Here is a 20,170-nt window from a genome sequence, read left to right on the forward strand (position 1 = left end):
CGAGTAGGGGCGGATTGAACGTGGCAGCGACCACCGGCGACACCGGTCACGACGAGCACGCGCGCGTGGACGCGCCCGTCCCGGCGCCCGGGCCGCGGCGCCGAGCGGGCGGCCGGATCGCGTTCGCCGTCAGCGTCTTCGGTGAACTCCTCATCACGGCGGGCCTGGTGCTGGGCCTGTTCGTCGTCTACTCCCTGTGGTGGACCAACGTCGTGGCCGACCGGCACGCGCACCGGCAGGCCGACAAGGTGCGCGACGGCTGGGCGCGGCAGGACACCGGGCCGGGTGCGCTGGACACGCGGGACGGCATCGGGTTCCTGCACGTGCCCGCGATGCGCAACGGGGAGGTGCTGGTCGAGAAGGGCACGTCGTCGAAGATCCTCAACGAGGGTGTGGCCGGCTACTACACCGATCCGGTCAAGGCGGCCCTGCCGACGAGCGGCAGGGCGGGCAACTTCGCGCTGGCCGCGCACCGCGACGGCCACGGGGCGAAGTTCCACAACATCGACAAGCTGGAGAAGGGCGACCCGATCGTCTTCGAGACGAAGGACGACTGGTACGTCTACAAGGTGTACGCGATCCTGCCCGAGACCTCGAAGTACAACGTCGAGGTTCTCGGCGGGATCCCGAAGGAGTCCGGCAGGAAGAAGTCCGGTCACTACATCACGCTGACGACCTGCACGCCGGTGTACACGAGCCGCTACCGGTACGTGGTGTGGGGTGAGCTGGTGCGGGTGGACAAGGTCGATGCGGCCCGCACCCCCCCGAAGGAACTCTCCTGAGCGAACCGGCTCCTTCCGGGGGACACGCCCGACGCGGCGATCAGCGGAGGACGGCCAGGGGGGTCCCGGCGCTCCACTGCTCCACCAGGCCGCGGTGCAAGGCGGTGATGCCGGTCTCGGCGGCGATGTCGAGGGCCTCGCGGGTGAAGGGGCAGGTCGCGACGAACAGGGCGACGTCGGAGTGATGCAGGACCTTGGCCGCTCCGACGAACTTCTGCAGTTCGGGGCTGGTGATGGAGAGGTGGGGCGCGAACCTCTTGCACTGGACGACGAGGCGTCGTCCGTCGGCGGTGAGGGCGGTGACGTCGACGCCGCGGTCCCGTCCGCCGCCTCGTACGACGACGTCGGTGCAGCCGTCGCGGCGCAGCAGGGCGGCGACGTGCTCCTCGAACTCGCGGCCGTTCATGGCGTCCATGGCCGCCATGACTCCGGCGAGGGGCCGGTCGGCGCGGGGGGATTCCAGCCGTCGCAGTCGGGCGTGGTGTTGCTGGAGCCGTTTCTCGATGCGCTGGACGCCCGTCCGCAGGGCGATCAGTTCCCGTCGGTGGTCGGCCGACGTCTCGATCAGCGCGTTGAACATGGGGACGACGGTCTTGCCGAGGACGTGGGTGATGCGCTGGTCGATGCGGTCGTCGAGGGACTGGGGGTGCGGGTGGGCGGGGTTGTCCACAGCCTGTGTCCGCGCCCGGTACTCGCTGTCGAGAAGGTAGGCGCGGACCTGGCGGGCGACCTCGCTGTCGCGGAGGAGCATCGCGATGTTGAGGAGCGCGCGACGGGAGTAGAGAGTGAGGCTGGAACGGGGCTGTGGACAAGGGCCCGGATAGCGTGACAGGACGTCACGCTTGAATTGTGCGAGGTCGGGGCCTCGCAGGGTGCGCATTCCGTTGCCCGCCAGTTCCTCGTGGTGGCGTGCTTTGAGCTGGCGGACGGCTTCGATGGTGACGCCGAAGTACGCCGCCACCATCGCTGTGGTGACGTGGAGGCCGTCGGGCAGCAGGGAGAGGGTTTTCACTCTGTCGAGGACGTCGGTGCGTTCGAGTACGCCGTCTCGCAGGGTCCTGGATTCCAGCAGTGCCGATTCGTTGATCACGTGTGCCCCTCGGTCGGTGGCCGGGCCGTGCGGCCGGGGCGGAGCTGTGCCTGCGTTTCCACCCCGGGTGATCAACGAGTGGGGAGATATGACGACACGACCGAAGGGCGCGGGCCCTGCCGGATGCTTCCGGCAGGGCCCGCGTCGGGTCGTCTTCGTGGGGCGGTCAGCCGCCGCCTCCGCCGAAGAAGCCGCCGCCTCCGTTGTTGCCGCCGTTGCCGCCGTTCTTGATGGCGATGAGGTTGACGGTCTGGCCCTTGTTGACGGTGCTGCCGGGGGCCGGGTCGGAGCTGATGACCTGGGCGTCGTCGTCCTGGGAGCCGGCGACGTTGCCGACGTTCAGGCCGGCGTTCTTCAGGGCCTGCTTGGCGTCCTTGAGGTTCATGCCCTGGAGGTTGCCGGGGACCTGGACCTGTTCGGGCTGGGTGCTCTTGCCGATCTGGATCTGGACGGTGGAGCCCTTGTCAGCCTGGGAGCCGATGGACGGGACGGTCTGGACGACCTTGTCGACCTGGTTGGGGTCCTGGGTGTCGACCTCGACGCAGTTGCCCTTGAGCTCGTTCTGTTCCATCTGCGCCTTGGCCTCGTCGCAGCTCTTGTTCGAGACGTCGGGGACGGTCGCCTTCTGCTCGGCCTTGGCGACGGTGAGGGTGATGGTGGTGCCCTTCTCCACCTGGTCGCCGAGCTTGGGGTTCTGCTTCAGGACGGTGCCCTCCGGCTCGGTCGACACCTCCTGCTTCGTGTCGACCTGGAACTGGTACTGGTCGCCCTCCAGGAGGGTCTTCGCCTCGTCCAGGGTCTTGCCGAGGACGCTCGGCACGTCGACCTTGGGCGCGCCCGTGGAGACGACGAGGTTGACGGTGTCGCCCTTGTTGACGTCCTTGCCGGCGGCCGGGTCCTGCGAGCAGATGTTGCCCTTGGCGGTGCTCTCGCAGGGTTTCTGGGTGAAGACCGGGTTGAGGTCGCGGTTCTTGGCCATCGTCTCGGCCTCGGCCCGCGTCTTGTTGACGAAGTTGGGGGCGGCGAAGGGCTTGGAGCCGGGCCCGTCGCCGCTGAAGACCCATTTGCCGATGAGGACGGCGCCGACGAGGACCAGGACCGCCGCGAGGATCAGCAGGATCGTCGAGGTGTTGGACTTCTTCTGGCGGCGCCGGTCGGGGCGGTCGTCGTAGCCGTAGCCGCCGCCGTCGTCGGGGTTCATGGGCGGCAGCATCGACGTGGCGCCGGCGTCCGGGCGCATGGCGGTGGTCGCCTGGTCGTCGCCGTATCCGGCGTAGCCGACCGAGCCCATGGCGGCGGTCGCGGCGACCGGCTGGCCGTCGAGGCAGGCCTCGATGTCCAGGCGCATCTCGTCGGCGGACTGGTAGCGGTAGTTCGGGTCCTTGACCAGGGCCCGCAGGACGATGGCGTCCATCTCGGGGGTGATCTCGGGGTCGAAGACGCTGGGGGGCTGCGGTTCCTCGCGTACGTGCTGGTAGGCCACCGCGACCGGGGAGTCCCCGACGAAGGGCGGCCGGACGGTCAGCAGCTCGTAGAGGAGGCAGCCGGTCGAGTAGAGGTCGGAGCGTGCGTCGACCTGCTCGCCCTTGGCCTGCTCGGGGGAGAGGTACTGGGCGGTGCCGATGACCGCGGACGTCTGGGTCATGGTCATGCCGGAGTCGCCCATGGCGCGGGCGATGCCGAAGTCCATGACCTTGACCTGGCCGTTGCGCGTCAGCATGACGTTCGCGGGCTTGATGTCGCGGTGGACGATGCCGGCTCTGTGGGAGTACTCGAGCGCCTGGAGGATGCCGATGGTCATCTCCAGCGTCCGCTCGGGCAGCAGTTTGCGGCCGGAGTGGAGCAGCTCGCGGAGTGTGGAGCCGTCGACGTACTCCATGACGATGTACGGGATCGAGACCCCGTCGATGTAGTCCTCGCCCGTGTCGTAGACCGCGACGATCGCGGGGTGGTTGAGCGAGGCGGCAGACTGGGCCTCCCGGCGGAACCGGGCCTGGAAGGAAGGGTCGCGCGCGAGGTCCGCGCGCAGCGTCTTCACCGCCACGCTGCGGCCGAGACGGGTGTCATGCGCGAAGTAGACCTCCGCCATGCCACCACGACCGAGCACGTGGCCCAGTTCGTACCGGCCGCCGAGGCGACGCGGCTCTTCCATAGCTACCTACCAGCCCTCTCCGTCGGTCCCGACCGGCACACGTGTGCGGTCGGAGCTGCCGTCCGGGCATACCGTACCCGGACGGAGCTGTGTGACCTGGCCAAGCCCGTCACCCGATACAGGACCGGTATCGCAACGTGCACCGATGTGTAGGCGACGTGATGGGGGTCACTTCTTGCTGTCGATGACTGCCTTCATCACGTCGCGGGCGATCGGGCCGGCCAGGCCGCCGCCGGTGATGTCGCCGCGGTCGGCGGCGCCGTCCTCGACGACCACGGCGACCGCGACCGGCGCGCTGCCGTCGGACAGTTTCGCGTACGAGATGAACCAGGCGTACGGCTTCTCCTTGTTGTTGAGGCCGTGCTGCGCGGTGCCGGTCTTTCCGCCCACGGTGACGCCGTTGATCCTGGCCTTGGCGCCGGTGCCCTGGTCGTCGTTGACGACGGTCTCCATCATCTGCTGGAGGGCCTGTGCGGTCTTGGACGAGACGGGCTGGGAGAGCTGCTGCGGCTGGGTCGTCTCCAGGGTGTCCAGGTTGGGGGCCCGGAGCTGGTCGACCATGTACGGCTTCATGAGCTTGCCGTCGTTGGCGACCGCGGAGGCGACCATGGCCATCTGGAGCGGGGTGGCGCGGTTGGAGCCCTGTCCGATGCCGTCCAGGGCGTTCTGCGGCCGGTTGTCCTCGGGGAAGATCGACTCGGCGGCGCGTACCGGGGTGTCCAGCTCGGGTTCGTTGAAGCCGAACTTCTCGGCCTGCTCGATCATCTTCTTGTTGCCGACGTTGTCGGCCATCTTCGCGAAGACGGTGTTGCAGGACACCATGAGGGCGTAGCGCAGGCTGGCGTTCTCGCAGGCGCCGTGTTCGTTGGTGAGCTTGCTGGAGGACTGCGGCAGGGGGAACGGGTCGGGGGTCTTGGTCTTGGCGTCGATGCCGGAGACCTCGCCGTTCTCGAGTGCGGCGGCGGCGGTGACGACCTTGAAGGTGGAGCCCGGCGGGTAGGTCTCGCGCAGTGCGCGGTTGAGCATCGGGTCGTCGGGGTCGTTCTTCTTCTGGACCTTGTTCCAGGCTTCGGCGTCGGCGTTGGAGGAGCCGGCGAACTTGGAGGGGTCGTAGGAGGGGGTGGAGACGAGTGCCAGGATCTTGCCGGTGGACGGTTCGATCGCGGCGACGGCGCCCTTCTTGCTGCCGAGGCCCTGGTAGGCGGCCTTCTGTGCGGCGGCGTTGAGGGTGGTGACGACGCTGCCGCCCGCCTTGTCCTTGCCGGTGATCATGTCGAGGGTGTTGCGGAAGAAGAGGCGGTCGTCGTTGCCGCTGAGGATGCCGTCCTCGAGCCGTTCCAGCTGGTTGGCGCCGAAGGCCTGGGAGGAGTAGCCGGTGACGGGGGCCCACATGGCGCCGTTGGTCCAGGTGCGCTTGTACTTGTAGTCGCCGGTGGTCTCGACGGAGCCGGTGATGGCTTTGCCGTCGACGATGATGTCGCCGCGCGGGGTGGAGTAGCGCGTGATGTTGACGCGGCGGTTCTTGGTGTCGCTGGCGAGGCTGTCGGCCTTGACGTACTGCAGGTAGTTGTCGCGCAGCAGCAGGGTGAGGACCAGGAGGCCGCAGAAGATCGCGATCCGGCGCAGGGGTTTGTTCATGACGGGCGGACCACCTGGGTCATCTCGGCGTCGGGGTTGGAGGCGGGTGCGGGCGCCGGGCGGCGGGCGGTGTCGCTGATCCTGATGAGGATGCCGATCAGGGCCCAGTTGGCGATGACGGAGGAGCCGCCGTAGGCGAGGAACGGCATCGTCATGCCGGTGAGCGGGATGAGGCCCATCACACCGCCGGCGACGACGAAGACCTGGAGGGCGAAGGCGCCGGACAGGCCGATGGCGAGGAGCTTGCCGAAGGGGTCGCGGGCGGCGAGGGCGGTGCGCACGCCGCGTTCGGCGATCAGGCCGTAGAGCAGCAGGAGGGCCATGATGCCGGCGAGGCCGAGTTCCTCGCCGAAGGTGGCGAGGATGAAGTCGGAGTTGGCGGCGAAGCGGATCAGCTCGGAGTGGCCCTGGCCCCAGCCGGTGCCGAGGGTGCCGCCGGAGCCGAACGCCCACAGGGCTTGCATGGCCTGCTCGGAGTGGATGCCGGGGGCGCCGGACTGGCTGAGCTTGTACTCGCGCATGGGGTCGAGCCATGCCTGCACGCGCTGCTGGACGTGGCTTTCGAAGCTGGCCACGCCGACCGCACCGGCCGCGGACATCAGCATGCCGAAGACGATCCAGCTGGTCCGCTCGGTGGCGACGTACAGCATGATGACGAACATGCCGAAGAACAGCAGCGAGGTGCCGAGGTCCGTCTCGAAGACCAGGATCAGGATCGAGATGATCCAGACGACGATGATCGGGCCTAGGTCGCGGCCGCGGGGCAGGTACAGGCCGAGGACGCGGCGGCTGGCCAGGGCGAGCGCGTCGCGCTTCACCATCAGGTAGCCGGCGAAGAAGATGGCCAGCACGATCTTGGCGAACTCGCCGGGCTGGATGGAGAAGCCGGCGACGGAGATCCAGATCTTCGCGCCGTAGATGTTCTGGCCGAGGCCGGGGACCAGGGGGAGGAGCAGCAGGAGGACCGCGCCGACCATGGAGATGTAGGTGTAGCGCTGCAGGACGCGGTGGTCCTTGAGGAAGATCAGCACGACGACGAACAGGGCGATGCCCAGGGCCGTGTAGAGCAGCTGGCGTGGGGCGGCGGTGCCGGCCTGGTGGATCCCCTGGAGCAGCTTGGACTGGTCGAGGCGCCAGATGGCGACCAGTCCGAGTCCGTTGAGCAGGGTGGCCACGGGGAGCAGCAGCGGGTCCGCGTACGGCGCGAACTTGCGCACGACGAGGTGGGCGACGCCGGCGAGCAGCCCGAGGCCGAGCCCGTAGCTCAGGAGGCCGGACGGCACCTGCTCGTTGATGGCGAGGCCCACGTTGGCGTAGGCGAAGACCGGGATCACGACGGCGAACACGAGCAGCGCGAGCTCGGTGTTGCGCCGGCTCGGGGTGCCGATCGAGCCGATCGTGGACGTGTGGTGCGTCGGCGAGTTGGTTGTACTGCTCATCGTGTGACGGGGCCTCTCACGGCTTGCCTACTGCTCACCGCACCGCGAGACGACCTTCTGCTCTTCCTCCGACAGGCTCGGGCCGGGGGTGGGAGTGGTGGTCGCGGGTGCGCTCGGGGACGCGGTCGCCGAGGGGCTCGGCGATGCCTTGGACGTGAGGGAGGCGGGGGTGGTTCCCGTGGTGGCGGCCGCCTGGCCCTCTGCGGTCTTCGAGCCGGTCTTGGAGCCGGTCTTGGACGAGGTCTTGGAGCCGGTGGCGCCCGCGGCCGCGGTGCCGGCCTGCTTCTTGCAGGCGGAGGCCTGGACGGCCAGCTCGTCGACCTTCTTCCGGGCGGCGGACAGGTCGCCCTCGGCGATCGTGGCCTCCACCAGCTTGCGCTGGTACTCCGGGAGGTACTTGAGTTCGATCTCGGGGTGGTCCTTCTCGACCTTCGACAGCGACATCCATGCCAGGTCCTGGCTGATGCCCCGGTACAGCGCGACGTGTTCGCCCTTGGTGCCGACGTAGTACTGCGTCTGGGTCCAGCGGTAGCCGCCGTACAGTCCGCCGCCGATGACGGCGAGCGCCAGGACGCTGTAGAAGGATCTCTTCAGCCACTTGTGGCTCTTGCGCGGTTTGACGAAGTCGTCGTCGGTGTAGTCGCCGAAGCCGTCGGTGGGGATGAAGCCGGTGATGTCGCCGCCGGATCCGGGCGGGCCGAACTGGCCGCCGCCGCCGTGTCCCTGCTGGCGGCGGCCGAGGCCGGAGGCGCGGCCGGCGGGGGTCTGCATGATGCCGTTGTCGTGCTGCTGGAGCTGGTTCTCGGCGACGGCGCCGACGACGACGGGGGTGTCGGACAGCTGGCCGGCGAGGGTGTCCCCGGTGTCGAGGTCGAGGACGTCGGCGACGATCACGGTGATGTTGTCGGGGCCGCCGCCGCGCAGTGCGAGCTGGATCAGCTCCTGCACGGTCTCCTGGGGGCCCTGGTAGCTGGCGAGGGTGTCCTCGAGCGTCTGGTGGGAGACGACGCCGGACAGTCCGTCGGAGCAGATGAGGTAGCGGTCGCCGGCGCGGACCTCACGGATCGACAGGTCCGGCTCGACGTGTTCGCCGCTGCCCAGTGCCCGCATGAGCAGGGACCGCTGGGGGTGGGTGGTGGCCTCTTCCTCGGTGATGCGGCCCTCGTCGACGAGGCGCTGCACCCAGGTGTGGTCCTGGGTGATCTGGGTGAGGACGCCGTCGCGCAGCAGGTAGGCGCGCGAGTCGCCGACGTGGACGAGGCCGAGGCGCTGGCCCGTCCACAGCAGGGCGGTCAGGGTCGTCCCCATGCCTTCGAGCTGGGGGTCTTCCTCGACCAGGGCGCGCAGTTGGTCGTTGGCGCGCTGGACGGCGGTGCCGAGGGAGGTGAGGACGTCGGAGCCGGGGACGTCGTCGTCGAGGGCGACGATGGTGGAGATGGCCTCGGAGGAGGCGACCTCGCCGGCGGCGGCGCCGCCCATGCCGTCGGCGATGGCGAGCAGGCGCGGTCCGGCGTAACCGGAGTCCTCGTTGCCCTCCCGGATCATGCCCTTGTGCGATCCGGCGGCGAAGCGCAGTGACAGACTCATGCGCACCTCGCCCGTCGGCCCCGGGTACAGCCGGTCGTGTCGAGCCACACTGCCCACCCTCCGGTCGGGAGCACACCGGGGCCCTGGGTGCCGGCCGCCGCCGCGTGCTCGCTCCGCTCGCGCTCACTCATGATGTAGCACTACTTCCGAAGCTCGATGACGGTCTTGCCGATACGGATCGGCGCACCCAGCGGGATCGGTGTGGGAGTCGTCAGTCGCGATCGGTCGAGATAGGTGCCGTTGGTGGAGCCCAGGTCCTCGACGATCCACTGGCCGTCGCGGTCCGGGTAGATCCTGGCATGGCGGCTGGAGGCGTAGTCGTCGTCCAGCACGATCGTGCTGTCGTGCGCCCGGCCCAGGGTGATGGTCTGGCCCTGGAGTGCGACGGTCGTGCCGGTGAGGGTGCCCTCGGACACCACCAGTTTCGTCGGTGCGTTGCGGCGCGTGCGGCCGGCGGCGGCCGGCTGCTGGCGCTGCTGCGGGGGCGCCTGCTGGCGCTGGGCCTGTTGCTGGGCCCGTCCCGCCTCTCGGCGCGCGCCGCGCTGGGTGACACGCGTACCGAAGAGGTCGCTGCGGATGACCTGCACGGCCACGATCACGAACAGCCACAGTACGGCCAGGAAACCCAGCCGCATGACCGTGAGGGTCAGCTCTGACATTGCCCCCGCTTCACCCTTCGGCTTGCCGGTAAATGATGGTGGTGCTGCCCACGACGATCCGCGAGCCGTCGCGGAGCGTAGCGCGGGTGGTGTGCTGCCCGTCCACCACGATGCCGTTGGTGGAGCCGAGATCCTGGATCGTCGAGGGCGAACCGGTCCGGATCTCGCAGTGCCGGCGGGAGACGCCGGGGTCGTCGATCCGCACGTCGGCCTCGGTGCTGCGGCCCAGCACGAGTGTCGCGCGGGAGATCTGGTGGCGGGTGCCGTTGATCTCGATCCAGTGGCGGGTGCGGGACCCGGGCTGTGGGGCTCCGGCGAGTCCGGCGCCCGCTCCGGGGCGCTGGGCGCCGGGGGCGGGCGGGTAGCCGTAGCCGCCGGGCCGGGCGCCGGGGGCGCCGGGCGGCGGGGCGGACGGCATGGGCGGAGCGGCTGCCGGGCCGGCGCCGGGGTAGGCGGCGCCGCCGGGGCGCGGCCGGCCGGCGGCGGGTGCGTCGTCCGCCTGGCTGGTGGAGGAGGCGAGGGTGCGGCTGCGCACCCGGTAGAGGCCGGTGTCGAGGTCGTCGGCCTTCTCCAGGTGGACCCTGATCGGTCCCATGAAGGTGTAGCGCTGCTGCTTGGCGTAGTCGCGCACCATGCCGGCCAGTTCGTCGCCGAGCTGGCCGGAGTAGGGGCTGAGGCGCTCGTAGTCGGGCGTGCTCAGTTCCACGATGAAGTCGTTGGGGACGACCGTGCGGTCGCGGTTCCAGATGGTGGCGTTGTTGTCGCACTCGCGCTGGAGCGCGCCGGCGATCTCCACGGGCTGGACCTCGGACTTGAAGACCTTGGCGAAGGTGCCGTTGACCAGACCCTCGAGACGCTGCTCGAACTTCTTCAGGACTCCCATGGGGCACCTCCTCCGTAGTGGCTGCCGTCCCGAACCGTGCTGCTTACCTGGTACTGCTTACTGATCGTATCCACGCGCGGGTGAATCGGCTGGTTCCCCCTGTCGGCCCCGTCGACGGGTGTCGACGCCCTCTCGCCCACCTGCTTCTCCCACTCACTGCTGCCCAGGATCGTAGAGGCGGCCATGGACCAGTGTCCCGCACCTGACTGTGCTCCTCGTCCGGCTCCCGGGGAGACGGCCGCCATAGGTACGAGGTTGATACGTGAACCAGTCAGGGCCGAGACGTACGGGGCCGTGGACGGGTCCCCACCTGCTCCCTGCCCGCCGAAAAGGGATGTGAACGCACCCTGGACCGCGTGCTAATGTTCTGCGTGTCGGAAGGCGGCAGGCCGAAAAGCCCACAAGCCCGAGGACACACCCAATGCGCGGGTGGCGGAATAGGCAGACGCGCTGGATTCAGGTTCCAGTGCCCGAAAGGGCGTGGGGGTTCAACTCCCCCCTCGCGCACCAGCTGAAAGCCCCGTAGGTCTCGGACCTACGGGGCTTTCGCATGTCCAGGCGCTTTTGGACCGCGGGGCTTTTCGCCCGTCCGGAGCGGGCGAGCGCGGGGAGAGCGGCGAGAGCGGCGTGAGCGGCGCGGTGGCTGGGTGAGCGCGGGGAGGGCGGCGCGGTGGGCGAGTGCGGGTTGGTACAGGCCATGGTCGCTCACCGTGTGTGAGGAACATCTCAGCGTTGTGGCCGGTGGGGGCGCGGGTGGGGAAGCGGCCGTGTTTCACGTGAAACATCCCGCTTGGGGCGACCTGGAGGGGGTCGATCCCGCGGGGGTCTGACGGGTCTGTGCCTGCGGCTGTACGGTCTGCCCACGAGTTGATGTTCGGCTCGCCGGGCGGCGGGCGTACGTGTGCGGGGGAGGCGGTCATGGCGACCGAGGCCGAGGGTCCGGCTGCGGGTGCGGGAACGGGTGAGGCGCGCAGGCTGCCCCGGGTGCGGGGGTTCGCCGAGTGGCCCGCCGGGCGTCGCGACGGCGCGGGAACGGACGGGGCTCCCGTGTCGCCCAAGGCGGTGGGCCGGGGGCTGCGGGACAGGGTGCCGCGGTCGGCACACGCCGGACTCGTCCTGGACACCTCCCGGCCGGACGCGGTGGCGGCGGTCGAGGAGTCCGGCCGGGGCCGGATCCCGCAGCTCACGCCGATAAGGGTCGGCCGGATGGCCGCGACCCCGTTCGCCTTCCTGCGCGGCTCCGCCGGTCTCATGGCCCACGACCTCGCCCGCACCCCCATGACCGCCGTGCGCGCCCAGATCTGCGGGGATGCCCACGCCGCCAACTTCGGCCTGTACGGCGACGCCCGGGGCGGTCTGGTCATCGACCTCAACGACTTCGACGAGACGGTCGAGGGCCCCTGGGAGTGGGACCTCAAGCGGCTCGCCGCCTCCCTGGTGCTCGCGGGCCGGGAGGCCGGCGCGGACGAGGACACCTGCCGCCGGGCGGCGCACGGCGCGGCCGGCTCCTACCGGCGCACCATGCGGCTGCTGGCCAAGCTCCCGGCGCTCGACGCGTGGAACGCCATCGCCGACGAGGAGCTGGTCTCCCACGCCGACGCCCACGACCTGCTCGGCACCCTGGAACGCGTCTCGGAGAAGGCGCGGGCCAACACCAGCGGACGGTTCGCGGCCCGATCGACCGAGGCCACGCAGGACGGCGGCCGCCGCTTCGTCGACGCGGCGCCGGTGCTGCGCCGGGTCCCGGACGCGGAGGCCCACGCGGTGGCCGCGTCCCTGGAGCACTATCTGACCACCGTGTCCGAGGACCGTCATCCGCTGCTGGCCCGTCACGCGGTGCACGACGTCGCCTTCCGCATCGTCGGCACGGGCAGCGTGGGCACGCGGTCGTACGTGGTCCTGCTGCTGGACCACCGGGGCGAGCCGCTGATCCTCCAGGTCAAGGAGGCCCGTGCGTCGGCGCTGGTCCCGCACCTGGCGACCGCCGGCTTCGAGACGCCCGAGGTGGATCACGAAGGCCGCCGGGTGGTCCTGGGACAGAAGCGCATGCAGGTCGTCAGCGACGTCCTGCTGGGCTGGACGACGGTCGACGGACGCCCCTTCCAGGTACGGCAGTTCCGCAACCGCAAGGGCAGCGTCGACCCGGCCGCGCTCGCCGCCGACCAGGTCGACGACTACGGCCGGATGACCGGCGCCCTGCTGGCCCGCGCCCACTCCCACAGCGCCGACCCGCGGCTCATCGCCGGCTACTGCGGCAAGAACGAGGAACTCGACGAGGCGATCGCCGCGTTCGCCGTGGCCTACGCCGACCGGAGCGAGGCGGACCACTCGGACCTCGTCGCGGCCGTCAGGGCCGGAAGGATCGCGGCCGAGACGGGCGTCTGAACCACGTGGGCGTCGCGGCGTCGCGGCGTCGTGGTGTTGGGGTGTCGCGGCGTTGTGCATCGCGGCGTCCATAGGGCGGTGCTGCGGCGGGCAGGTGGTGTTTCGGCGGTAGCGGGGGCGGTGCGGTGGGCCGGTGGCGGTGGGGGCGGCGGTGGTGGGCGCGCCGGTCGCCCCGGGGTCGGCCTGGCGGGCGGGCGCACCGCTTGCGCGGGCGTCCGGCCGGGCCGCGGTCCGGGGGCTGTCCGGCGTGATCCGCCGCGGAGGCCCTAGGCTGGGCGGGTGACGACCCCCGAAGCTGAGCAGCCCCGGCCCGAGGCGCGGCTGGAGCAGGCCGTGCGGGCCGCCGAGCAGGCGTTGATCGAGTTCGAGATCGCGGTGGAGACCTTCCGCGTCGAGGTCGAGAACTTCTCGCGGCTCCACCACCAGAAACTCGGTCCGATGTACGCCCGGCTCGACGAGCTGGAAGCGCAGATCGCCGAGGCCAGGGCGGCCCGCACCGGTGACCCCGAGGACGCGCGCAAGGCCGCCGAGGCGCGGGCCAGGGTGCTGCCGATGCCGGGCGTGGAGGAGCTGTTCCACGGCTGGATGGACGACCAGGGGCTGTTCCCGGAGGCCGTGGCGATGCTCACGGACCAGCCGGTGCGGCCCCCCGAGCGGGTCCGGCCCAGCGAGGAGGCCCGCAAGCTCTACCGCGAACTGGCCCGCAAGGCCCACCCCGACCTGGCCCAGGAGGACGAGGAACGGGCCCGGCGCGAGGAGTTCATCACCCGGGTCAACGCCGCCTACGCGCGCGGCGACGAGGCCCTGCTGCGTGAGCTGGCCGAGGAGTGGGCGGCCGGGCCCGCGCCCGCCGAGCGCCCCCCGAGCCCCAGCGAGGAACTCTACGCACGCCTGGAGTGGCTCTCCCAGCGCAAGGAACTGCTCACGCTGGTCGCCCGCGAGCTGGAGGACAGCGCGATCGGCTCGATGCTCCGGATGGCGCCGGACGACCCCGACCGCCTCCTCGACGAGATCGCCGACAAGCTTCTCGCCGACGTCGCCGCACGCGAGGCGGAACTGGCCGAGCTGGCCGGCTAGCCAGGCCGTGTTTCGTGGCGCCGGACGACCTGCCGGATGCGCACGGCCACCCGGCCGGCACGGGCCGCGCAGGACGGCACCGGGCGGCACCGGGCGGCCAGGCGACCGCCGGGCCCGGCGCGGGCCCGGCGCGGGCCCGGTGCGAGGCTGGGTGCTGCGCCGCGGAGTGGTGCCGCGCCAAGCGGTGGCGCGGACGGAGCGTGGTCGCGGTCTTGGGGGCCGTCGTGCCGCGGCCCGGGTCGGGTAGCGTCGGGGGCATGAGTTTCGGATCCGGTGTGCCCACGGTCGAGGTCGGGGACCTCAAGGACGACGACTTCCTGCTGGACGTCCGCGAGGACGACGAATGGCAGGCGGGGCACGCCGAGGGGGCGCTGCACATCCCTCTCAGCGAGTTCGTCGCCCGCTACGGGGAACTGACCCAGGCGGCTCCGCAGGACGGACGGATCCATGTGATCTGCCGCTCCGGCGGCCGTTCGGCCCAGGTCACCATGTACCTCGCGCAGCAGGGCATCGAGGCCGTCAACGTCGACGGCGGCATGCAGACCTGGGCCGCCACGGGCCGTCCGGTCGTCACGGACGCGGGCGAGCCCGGCTTCGTCCTCTAGCCGACGGTCCCCCGGATCCCGGTCCCCTCGGGCCGGGTCCGTCCCCCGGGTCCCGGTCCTCCGTCCTCCGTCCTGCGGTCCTCCGTCCTGCGGTGCGCGGTCGGGACGGACGCCGTCGTGGGTCAGGCGAGGCGGTGGGCGGCGAGCAGGTCGCCCAGCGCCTCTTCATGGGCCGCCGCCGGGCCCAGCGAGAGTTCCAGGTGTTTGGCCCAGGCGTGGTAGCGGTGCAGCGGGTACTCGACGTCGGCTCCGAAGCCGCCGTGCAGATGCTGTGCGGTCTGCACGATGCGCCGGACGCCGTCCGAGGCCCAGACCTTGGCGACGGCGACGTCCCCGGACGCCGGCAGGGCGCCCGACGCGCCGGAGGCGATCCGCCACGCGGCCTGCCACATGGTGACCTCCATCGCCCGCAGGTCGATGTAGCGGTCGGCGGTCTGCACGGCGACGGCCTGGAAACTGGCGACGGGGTGACCGAACTGCTCCCGCTTGCTGGTGTAGTCGGCGGTCATCCGCAGCACGCGCTCGCCCAGCCCGAGGGCCAGGGCGCACGTGCCCGTGGCCAGCAGGGTGCGCAGGTGCTCCCCCGCGCCGTCGGCGGTGATGACGTCCACGGCGGGGATCCGCGCCGACTCCAGCCGCAGTTCGCCGAGGCGTTCGCCGGTGGTGGAGATCTGCTCGGCGAGCGCGACCCCCGGGTGCTCGCGCGGCACGAGGGCGAGGATGCCGCGGCCCTCCCCGGTGCGCGCCGGTACGAGGGTGAAGTCCGCGTCGTACGCCCACGGCACGGCCGTCTGCACGCCGTCCAGCACCCACGCGCCATCGCCCTTGCCGCCCTTGCCGCGCGTGCCGCCCGTGCCGCTCTCCAGGCGGGCGGTGACGGCGAGTTCGGCCGGGTCGTGGCCGGTGCGGCCGTGGGCGGCGACCGTCAGGACCACCTCGCCCCGCCCCGCACGGGCGAGCAGGGCCGACCTCAGCTCCGGGCCGGCGTGGGCCTGCAGGGCGGCCAGGGCGGCGCTGTGCTCCAGCAGCGGCACCCGTGCCAGCACCTTCGCCGACTCGCGCAGCGCCAGGCAGAGCGCGACCGCGTCGAGGCCGGCGCCGCCGTACTCCTCGTCCAGCAGCAGACTGAGCAGGTCCGCCGCCGCGAGCCGCTCCCACAGCGCCCGGTCGAAGGAGTCGGCCACGGCGCCCCTGGTGAGCGCCGGGCTCGGTACGCCGTCGGGGGCGACCCCCGTGAAAACCCCCCGCGCCGCCTCGGCCGCGGCCTGCTGCTCCTCGGTGAAGGTGAAGTCCACGGCCTGTCCTCCCGACGGTCAGCTGATCTGACGGGTCGTCAAGATAGAACAGGTTCTAGAAGAAGGGAACGGGTGGTCGTCGCTCAGCGGTCGAAGTCGACCTCCACGGCCTCCGTCACCGGGTGCGACTGGCAGGCCAGTACGTATCCGGCGTCGGTCTCCTCCGGCTCCAGCGCGAAGTTGCGGTCCATGCGCACCTCGCCGGAGACCAGGAACGCCCGGCAGGTGCCGCACACCCCGCCCTTGCAGGCGTAGGGCGCGTCGGGGCGGTTGCGCAGCACCGTGTCCAGGACCGATTCCCCGGCCCGCACGGGCCAGCTGCCGCCCCGGCCGTCGAGCCGGGCGGTCACCGTGCTGTGGGCGGGCGCGGCCGTCCGCGCCGGTGTCGGTGCGGCGTCCACGTGGAAGATCTCCTCGTGGATCCGCGACCGCGGGACGTCCATCGCGCGCAGTGCCTGCTCGGCGCCCTGGACGAGGCCGAGCGGTCCGCACAGGAACCATCCGGCCACCTGGCGCACGGGCAGCAGCGAGGGCAGCAGTGCGGTCAGCCGTTCCCGGTCGATCCGCCCGGAGGGAAGTCCGGCCTGCTGTTCCTCGCGGGACAGGACGGTGACCAGCTGGAGGCGCTCGGGGAAGCGGTCCTTCAGGTCGGCGACCTCTTCGAGGAACATCGTCGAGGCGGCCGTCCGGTCGCTGCGCAGGAGGCAGAGTCGGGCGGAGGGCTCACGGGCCAGCAGCGTGGCGGCTATCGACAGCACCGGAGTGATGCCGCTGCCGCCGACGATCGCCGCGTAGAGGCCGGGCGCGGGGTCGAGGGTGAAGCGGCCCGCGGGAGTCATCACGTCGAGCCGGTCGCCGACGGCGATCTCCTTCATCGCGTACGTGGAGAAGGCTCCCCCCTCGACCAGCCGCACGCCCACTTGCAGGGTGCTGGGCCCCGGGCCGCCCGGATCGGGTGCGGGCGAGCAGATCGAGTACGTCCGCCGCACCTCGAACCCGTCGAACCCGTCGGTCCCGTCGGACCCGTCGGACCCGTCGATGTCGGCCGTACTGCTCGCTCTGTCCGTGCCGTCCGTGCCGGCCGCGCTCACGGTCGTCCCGGAGCCGACGGCGGTGTCCGTTGCGGCGGCGACCCGGCGCACGGCGAGGTGCTGTCCCGCGGCGTGCCGGAACTCCTCGCGCAGTTCCTCGGGGACCGCGAGGGTGAGGGCGACGGAGTCGTCCGTGAGGCGGTCCACCGCGGCCACGCGGAGCGGGTGGAAACGCGCCATCACAGCTCCTTGAAGTGGTCGAAGGGTTCACGGCAGGCCAGGCAGCGGCGCAACGCCTTGCAGGCGGTGGAGGAGAAGCGGCTCAGCAGTTCGGTGTCGGCGGAGCCGCACAGCGGGCAGCGGACCGGTTCCGGCACGGCGGCCGCCGTGGCGTGGGCGTCGGCGGCGCTGTGGCCGGACCGGGTCGGGCCGAGGGCCAGTGGCACCGGTCCCGGGGCGCGCACCGTGCGCGGTGGCGCTATGCCGAACTCCCGCAGCTTGCGCCGGCCTTCGGCGGAGATGTCGTCGGTCGACCAGGCGGGTGTCAGCACGGTGCGCACCGTCACCTCGCGCACCCCGTGCTCGCGCAACGCCCGCTCGATGTCCAGGGACATCGCCTCGATCGCGGGGCAGCCGGTGTAGGTGGGGGTCAGCTCCACCTCGACGGCGTTCTCGTGGCGCAGGCGCACCGAGCGCACCACGCCGAGTTCCTGGAGGGTGAGCACGGGCAGTTCGGGGTCGGGCACCGAGCCGGCGACCTCGAGGAGTTCCGCCTCCAGAGCGGTCGGCGTCACCATGTCGCCCCCGGGTGGCTGCGGTGCAGGTGCTGCATCTCGGCGAGCATCCGGCCGAACGACTCGGTGTGCAGGCCCTCGCGGCCCGCTCCGGCTGTCCAGGCCCCGGTGCGAGGTCCCTCGGGCGGCGTCAGGCCGGCGCGCTCCAGGATGCCGCCCACCGACTCCAGCCAGGCCGGTTCCAGGTCGGCCGGGTCGAGGTCGAGGCCGTCGAGGGGGCGGAACAGTTCGCCGGTGAACCGCCACAGGGCCGTGCAGGCGCGCTGCATGCGCTGATGGCTGTCCTCGGTGCCGTCGCCGAGCCGCAGCGCCCACTGCTCGGCGTGGTCGCGGTGGTAGGCGACCTCCTTGACGGCCTTGGCGGCCAGCCCCGCGAACGGACTCCGCCCGGCCGCGAGCCGGTCGTACAGCAGGTGCTGGTAGGTGGAGAAGTACAGCTGGCGGGCGATGGTGTGGGCGAAGTCGCCGTTGGGCTGCTCGACCAACTGGACGTTCCTGAAAGCCCGTTCCTCGCGCAGGTAGGCCAACTCGTCCTCGTCGCCGGCCATCGACAGCAGGATCCGGGCCTGGCCGAGCAGGTCGAGTGCGATGTTGCCGAGCGCGACCTCCTCCTCCAGCACGGGCGCGTGACCCATCCACTCCCCCAGACGGTGGGAGAGCACCAGGGCGTCGTCGCCCAGGGCGAGGGCGACGGTGGCCGTGCGGGCCGCGGTGGGAGCGGGCGCCTCGTGCGTCACAGGTGCTTCACCCCCTCCGGGATCTCGTAGAACGTCGGGTGACGGTAGGGCTTGTCGGCGGCCGGCTCGAAGAACGGGTCCTTCTCGTCCGGCGAGGAGGCCGTGATCGCCGAGGACGGCACGACCCAGAGGGAGACGCCCTCGCCGCGGCGGGTGTACAGGTCGCGGGCGTTGCGCAGCGCGAACTCGGCGTCCGGCGCGTGCAGGCTGCCGGCGTGGGTGTGGGAGAGGCCGCGCCGGGAGCGCACGAAGACCTCCCACAGGGGCCATTCGGTGTCGGTCATGCCTGCTCCACTTCCGTCCTGGGGCTGTGCTTGGCCGCGTAGGCCGCGGCTGCCTCGCGTACCCACGCGCCCTCGTCGTGTGCGTTTCTGCGCTGCGTGATGCGCTGCTCGTTGCACGGCCCGTTGCCCTTGAGGACTTCCTTGAACTCGGTCCAGTCGATCGGGCCGAAGTCGTAGTGGCCGCTCTCCTCGTTCCACCGCAGATCCGGGTCGGGCAGCGTCAGGCCGAGGGACTCCGCCTGCGGGACGCAGATGTCGACGAAGCGCCGGCGCAGTTCGTCGTTGGAGTGGCGTTTGATCTTCCAGGCCATCGACTGCGCGGAGTGCGCGGACTCGTCGTCGGGCGGGCCGAACATCATGAGCGACGGCCACCACCAGCGGTCCACCGCGTCCTGGGCCATCGCGTGCTGCTCGGGGGTGCCGCGGCTGAGGGCCAGCAGGAGTTCGTAGCCCTGGCGCTGGTGGAACGACTCCTCCTTGCAGACGCGGACCATGGCGCGCGCGTACGGGCCGTAGGAGCAGCGGCACAGGGGGACCTGGTTGGTGATCGCGGCGCCGTCCACCAGCCAGCCGATCGCGCCGACGTCCGCCCAGGTGAGGGTCGGGTAATTGAAGATCGACGAATACTTCTGGCGGCCGGTGTGCAGTTTGTCGAGCAGGTCGTCCCGACTGGCGCCGAGGGTCTCGGCCGCGCTGTACAGGTAGAGCCCGTGGCCCGCCTCGTCCTGGACCTTGGCCATGAGGATGGCCTTGCGGCGCAGCGAGGGCGCGCGCGTGATCCAGTTGGCCTCCGGCTGCATGCCGATGATCTCGGAGTGGGCGTGCTGGGCGATCTGGCGCACCAGCGTCGCGCGGTAGGCGTCGGGCATCCAGTCGCGCGGCTCGATGCGCTCGTCGGCGGCCACGGTGGCGTCGAAGGCGTGCTGGTACGCCTCGTCGCCCCCGATGCCGTCCGCCTGGCCGGTGTGCCCGCGTGTACGGGCCGTCTGGTGCGCGGCTGCTGTCGCCATGCGGTCCCCCTTGACCTAGGGCCTCGGCCGGCGCCGTGGCCTCGGCTCTGCCCGAGCCTTCTCCCGACCGATCGTTCGGTCCGTGCGATTCCATGGTGGGACGGCCGTCGTATGGTGTCAACCGCTGTGGATAACCTGCGGGCGTCCCCTGTGGACAACTGCTTCGCCCCGGCCCGTTCCCGGCGCTGCCGGGGGGAGGGCTGCGCCGAACGGGTGATGCTGAGTACCGTTCGCGATTGCGTGACGCAGCGCGAGGACGACCGGGATCGGGGAACGGGGCGGGATGAACGCGTACGACGGAGGCTCCGGCGCTCCACAGGGGCGCAGCGGACCGGGGGAGGCGCGGCCACCGCGCGCCGAGGGCGCCTCCGCACTTTCCGACGGCGCCCTGCCCGATGGCCCCCTCCCCGGCGGCGCCCTGCCCGGCCCGCGGTCTGAAGAGGCGAGCGCCGAAGACGGTCCGCACGCCGAACGTGGTGCCGCCGGGGGCGACGGCCCGGAAGCGGGCGGCCCGGAGGCCGGTGGTCCCGAGGCCGAGGGGGCGGGGACCGACGTCCTCGGGGCGGGTGATGCCCAGGCCGCGGGCGCCGAGGCAGGGGGCGCCGGGGTCGATGGTCCCGAGGCGGGTGGCCTCGAGGTGGGCGGCTCTCGGGGCGATGAGCCGAGGGCTTTTGAGGCCAATGCGCATGAGGCCAATGCACATGAGACCGGTGCACATGAGG

At 71.4% G+C, this 20,170-nt stretch carries 17 protein-coding genes and 1 tRNA gene; 5 read left to right on the forward strand and 13 right to left on the reverse strand.

Going from position 1 to position 20,170, the window contains the following annotated elements; translation table 11 throughout:
• The first annotated feature begins 14 nt into the window (after positions 1 to 14).
• Positions 15 to 782 carry a class E sortase gene (locus tag OG802_RS18075; protein ID WP_329411772.1) on the forward strand — a complete coding sequence of 256 codons (768 nt, stop codon included), beginning with the start codon at positions 15 to 17 and terminating at the stop codon, positions 780 to 782.
• 40 nt (positions 783 to 822) lie between these two features.
• Here the strand turns inward: OG802_RS18075 and OG802_RS18080 are convergent, their stop codons facing one another.
• The 7 genes from OG802_RS18080 to OG802_RS18110 form a co-directional block, all read right to left on the reverse strand.
• The gene (locus OG802_RS18080; protein ID WP_329411774.1) at positions 823 to 1,872 is read right to left on the reverse strand and encodes a restriction endonuclease; all 1,050 of its coding nucleotides are present in this window, start codon (positions 1,870 to 1,872) and stop codon (positions 823 to 825) included.
• A gap of 166 nt (positions 1,873 to 2,038) precedes the next feature.
• Positions 2,039 to 4,024, reverse strand: a complete 1,986-nt coding sequence (pknB, locus tag OG802_RS18085) for a Stk1 family PASTA domain-containing Ser/Thr kinase (protein WP_329411776.1) — start codon at positions 4,022 to 4,024, stop codon at positions 2,039 to 2,041.
• 168 nt (positions 4,025 to 4,192) lie between these two features.
• Entirely contained in the window at positions 4,193 to 5,662 is a 1,470-nt protein-coding gene (locus OG802_RS18090) for a peptidoglycan D,D-transpeptidase FtsI family protein (protein WP_329411778.1), read from the reverse strand.
• Positions 5,659 to 7,101, reverse strand: coding sequence for an FtsW/RodA/SpoVE family cell cycle protein (locus tag OG802_RS18095; RefSeq protein ID WP_329411779.1), 1,443 nt, complete (start codon positions 7,099 to 7,101; stop codon positions 5,659 to 5,661). Before OG802_RS18095 ends, OG802_RS18090 begins: the two co-directional genes overlap by 4 nt.
• 27 nt (positions 7,102 to 7,128) lie before the next feature.
• Positions 7,129 to 8,688: a Stp1/IreP family PP2C-type Ser/Thr phosphatase gene (locus OG802_RS18100; protein ID WP_329411781.1), complete on the reverse strand. Its 1,560-nt coding sequence runs from the start codon at positions 8,686 to 8,688 to the stop codon at positions 7,129 to 7,131.
• 140 nt (positions 8,689 to 8,828) lie between these two features.
• Positions 8,829 to 9,347: an FHA domain-containing protein FhaB/FipA gene (locus OG802_RS18105; RefSeq protein ID WP_256919310.1), complete on the reverse strand. Its 519-nt coding sequence runs from the start codon at positions 9,345 to 9,347 to the stop codon at positions 8,829 to 8,831.
• A gap of 10 nt (positions 9,348 to 9,357) precedes the next feature.
• A complete protein-coding gene (locus OG802_RS18110; protein ID WP_329411782.1) occupies positions 9,358 to 10,230 on the reverse strand; it encodes a DUF3662 and FHA domain-containing protein in 873 nt (290 codons plus the stop codon).
• A gap of 423 nt (positions 10,231 to 10,653) precedes the next feature.
• On the opposite strand from OG802_RS18110, the gene OG802_RS18115 reads away from it, so the two are divergent.
• The 4 genes from OG802_RS18115 (at position 10,654) to OG802_RS18130 (ending at position 14,297) form a co-directional block, all read left to right on the forward strand.
• Positions 10,654 to 10,740, forward strand: a tRNA-Leu gene (locus tag OG802_RS18115).
• 408 nt (positions 10,741 to 11,148) lie between these two features.
• The gene (locus OG802_RS18120) at positions 11,149 to 12,615 is read left to right on the forward strand and encodes a DUF2252 domain-containing protein (RefSeq protein ID WP_329411784.1); all 1,467 of its coding nucleotides are present in this window, start codon (positions 11,149 to 11,151) and stop codon (positions 12,613 to 12,615) included.
• Between the two features lie 279 nt (positions 12,616 to 12,894).
• Positions 12,895 to 13,692, forward strand: a complete 798-nt coding sequence (locus OG802_RS18125) for a hypothetical protein (protein WP_329411786.1) — start codon at positions 12,895 to 12,897, stop codon at positions 13,690 to 13,692.
• A 275-nt stretch (positions 13,693 to 13,967) separates the two neighbouring features.
• Positions 13,968 to 14,297 (forward strand): rhodanese-like domain-containing protein, encoded by a 330-nt coding sequence (locus tag OG802_RS18130; RefSeq protein WP_329417155.1) that lies wholly within the window; start codon positions 13,968 to 13,970, stop codon positions 14,295 to 14,297.
• A gap of 122 nt (positions 14,298 to 14,419) precedes the next feature.
• Here OG802_RS18130 and OG802_RS18135 read toward each other — a convergent pair whose 3' ends face one another.
• The 6 genes from OG802_RS18135 to paaA all read right to left on the reverse strand — a co-directional run bounded on the left by OG802_RS18135 (position 14,420) and on the right by paaA (position 19,448).
• Positions 14,420 to 15,592: an acyl-CoA dehydrogenase family protein gene (locus tag OG802_RS18135; protein WP_329411787.1), complete on the reverse strand. Its 1,173-nt coding sequence runs from the start codon at positions 15,590 to 15,592 to the stop codon at positions 14,420 to 14,422.
• Positions 15,593 to 15,675: 83 nt separating this feature from the next.
• A complete protein-coding gene (locus OG802_RS18140; protein ID WP_329411789.1) occupies positions 15,676 to 16,863 on the reverse strand; it encodes a 2Fe-2S iron-sulfur cluster-binding protein in 1,188 nt (395 codons plus the stop codon).
• Positions 16,863 to 17,420: a 1,2-phenylacetyl-CoA epoxidase subunit PaaD gene (gene paaD / locus OG802_RS18145; RefSeq protein ID WP_329411790.1), complete on the reverse strand. Its 558-nt coding sequence runs from the start codon at positions 17,418 to 17,420 to the stop codon at positions 16,863 to 16,865. The genes OG802_RS18140 and paaD overlap by 1 nt, the downstream gene beginning before the upstream one ends.
• Positions 17,414 to 18,154 carry a 1,2-phenylacetyl-CoA epoxidase subunit PaaC gene (paaC, locus tag OG802_RS18150; RefSeq protein WP_329411792.1) on the reverse strand — a complete coding sequence of 247 codons (741 nt, stop codon included), beginning with the start codon at positions 18,152 to 18,154 and terminating at the stop codon, positions 17,414 to 17,416. The genes paaD and paaC overlap by 7 nt, the downstream gene beginning before the upstream one ends.
• Positions 18,151 to 18,438, reverse strand: coding sequence for a 1,2-phenylacetyl-CoA epoxidase subunit PaaB (gene paaB / locus OG802_RS18155; RefSeq protein ID WP_329411794.1), 288 nt, complete (start codon positions 18,436 to 18,438; stop codon positions 18,151 to 18,153). The genes paaC and paaB overlap by 4 nt, the downstream gene beginning before the upstream one ends.
• The gene (gene paaA, locus OG802_RS18160; protein ID WP_329411796.1) at positions 18,435 to 19,448 is read right to left on the reverse strand and encodes a 1,2-phenylacetyl-CoA epoxidase subunit PaaA; all 1,014 of its coding nucleotides are present in this window, start codon (positions 19,446 to 19,448) and stop codon (positions 18,435 to 18,437) included. Before paaA ends, paaB begins: the two co-directional genes overlap by 4 nt.
• Positions 19,449 to 20,170 lie beyond the last annotated feature (722 nt).

Source organism: Streptomyces sp. NBC_00704 (genome assembly GCF_036226605.1).
In the GTDB taxonomy this organism is placed as follows: Bacteria; Actinomycetota; Actinomycetes; order Streptomycetales; family Streptomycetaceae; genus Streptomyces.

Excerpts from the sequence above, each read along its gene's own strand:
- pknB (WP_329411776.1), bottom strand. The coding sequence starts at position 4,024 with ATGGAAGAGCCGCGTCGCCTCGGCGGCCGGTACGAACTGGGCCACGTG.
- OG802_RS18090 (WP_329411778.1), bottom strand. The coding sequence starts at position 5,662 with ATGAACAAACCCCTGCGCCGGATCGCGATCTTCTGCGGCCTCCTGGTC.
- OG802_RS18095 (WP_329411779.1), bottom strand. The coding sequence starts at position 7,101 with ATGAGCAGTACAACCAACTCGCCGACGCACCACACGTCCACGATCGGC.
- OG802_RS18100 (WP_329411781.1), bottom strand. The coding sequence starts at position 8,688 with ATGAGTCTGTCACTGCGCTTCGCCGCCGGATCGCACAAGGGCATGATC.
- OG802_RS18105 (WP_256919310.1), bottom strand. The coding sequence starts at position 9,347 with ATGTCAGAGCTGACCCTCACGGTCATGCGGCTGGGTTTCCTGGCCGTA.
- OG802_RS18110 (WP_329411782.1), bottom strand. The coding sequence starts at position 10,230 with ATGGGAGTCCTGAAGAAGTTCGAGCAGCGTCTCGAGGGTCTGGTCAAC.
- OG802_RS18120 (WP_329411784.1), top strand. The coding sequence starts at position 11,149 with ATGGCGACCGAGGCCGAGGGTCCGGCTGCGGGTGCGGGAACGGGTGAG.
- OG802_RS18140 (WP_329411789.1), bottom strand. The coding sequence starts at position 16,863 with ATGGCGCGTTTCCACCCGCTCCGCGTGGCCGCGGTGGACCGCCTCACG.
- paaD (WP_329411790.1), bottom strand. The coding sequence starts at position 17,420 with ATGGTGACGCCGACCGCTCTGGAGGCGGAACTCCTCGAGGTCGCCGGC.
- paaB (WP_329411794.1), bottom strand. The coding sequence starts at position 18,438 with ATGACCGACACCGAATGGCCCCTGTGGGAGGTCTTCGTGCGCTCCCGG.
- paaA (WP_329411796.1), bottom strand. The coding sequence starts at position 19,448 with ATGGCGACAGCAGCCGCGCACCAGACGGCCCGTACACGCGGGCACACC.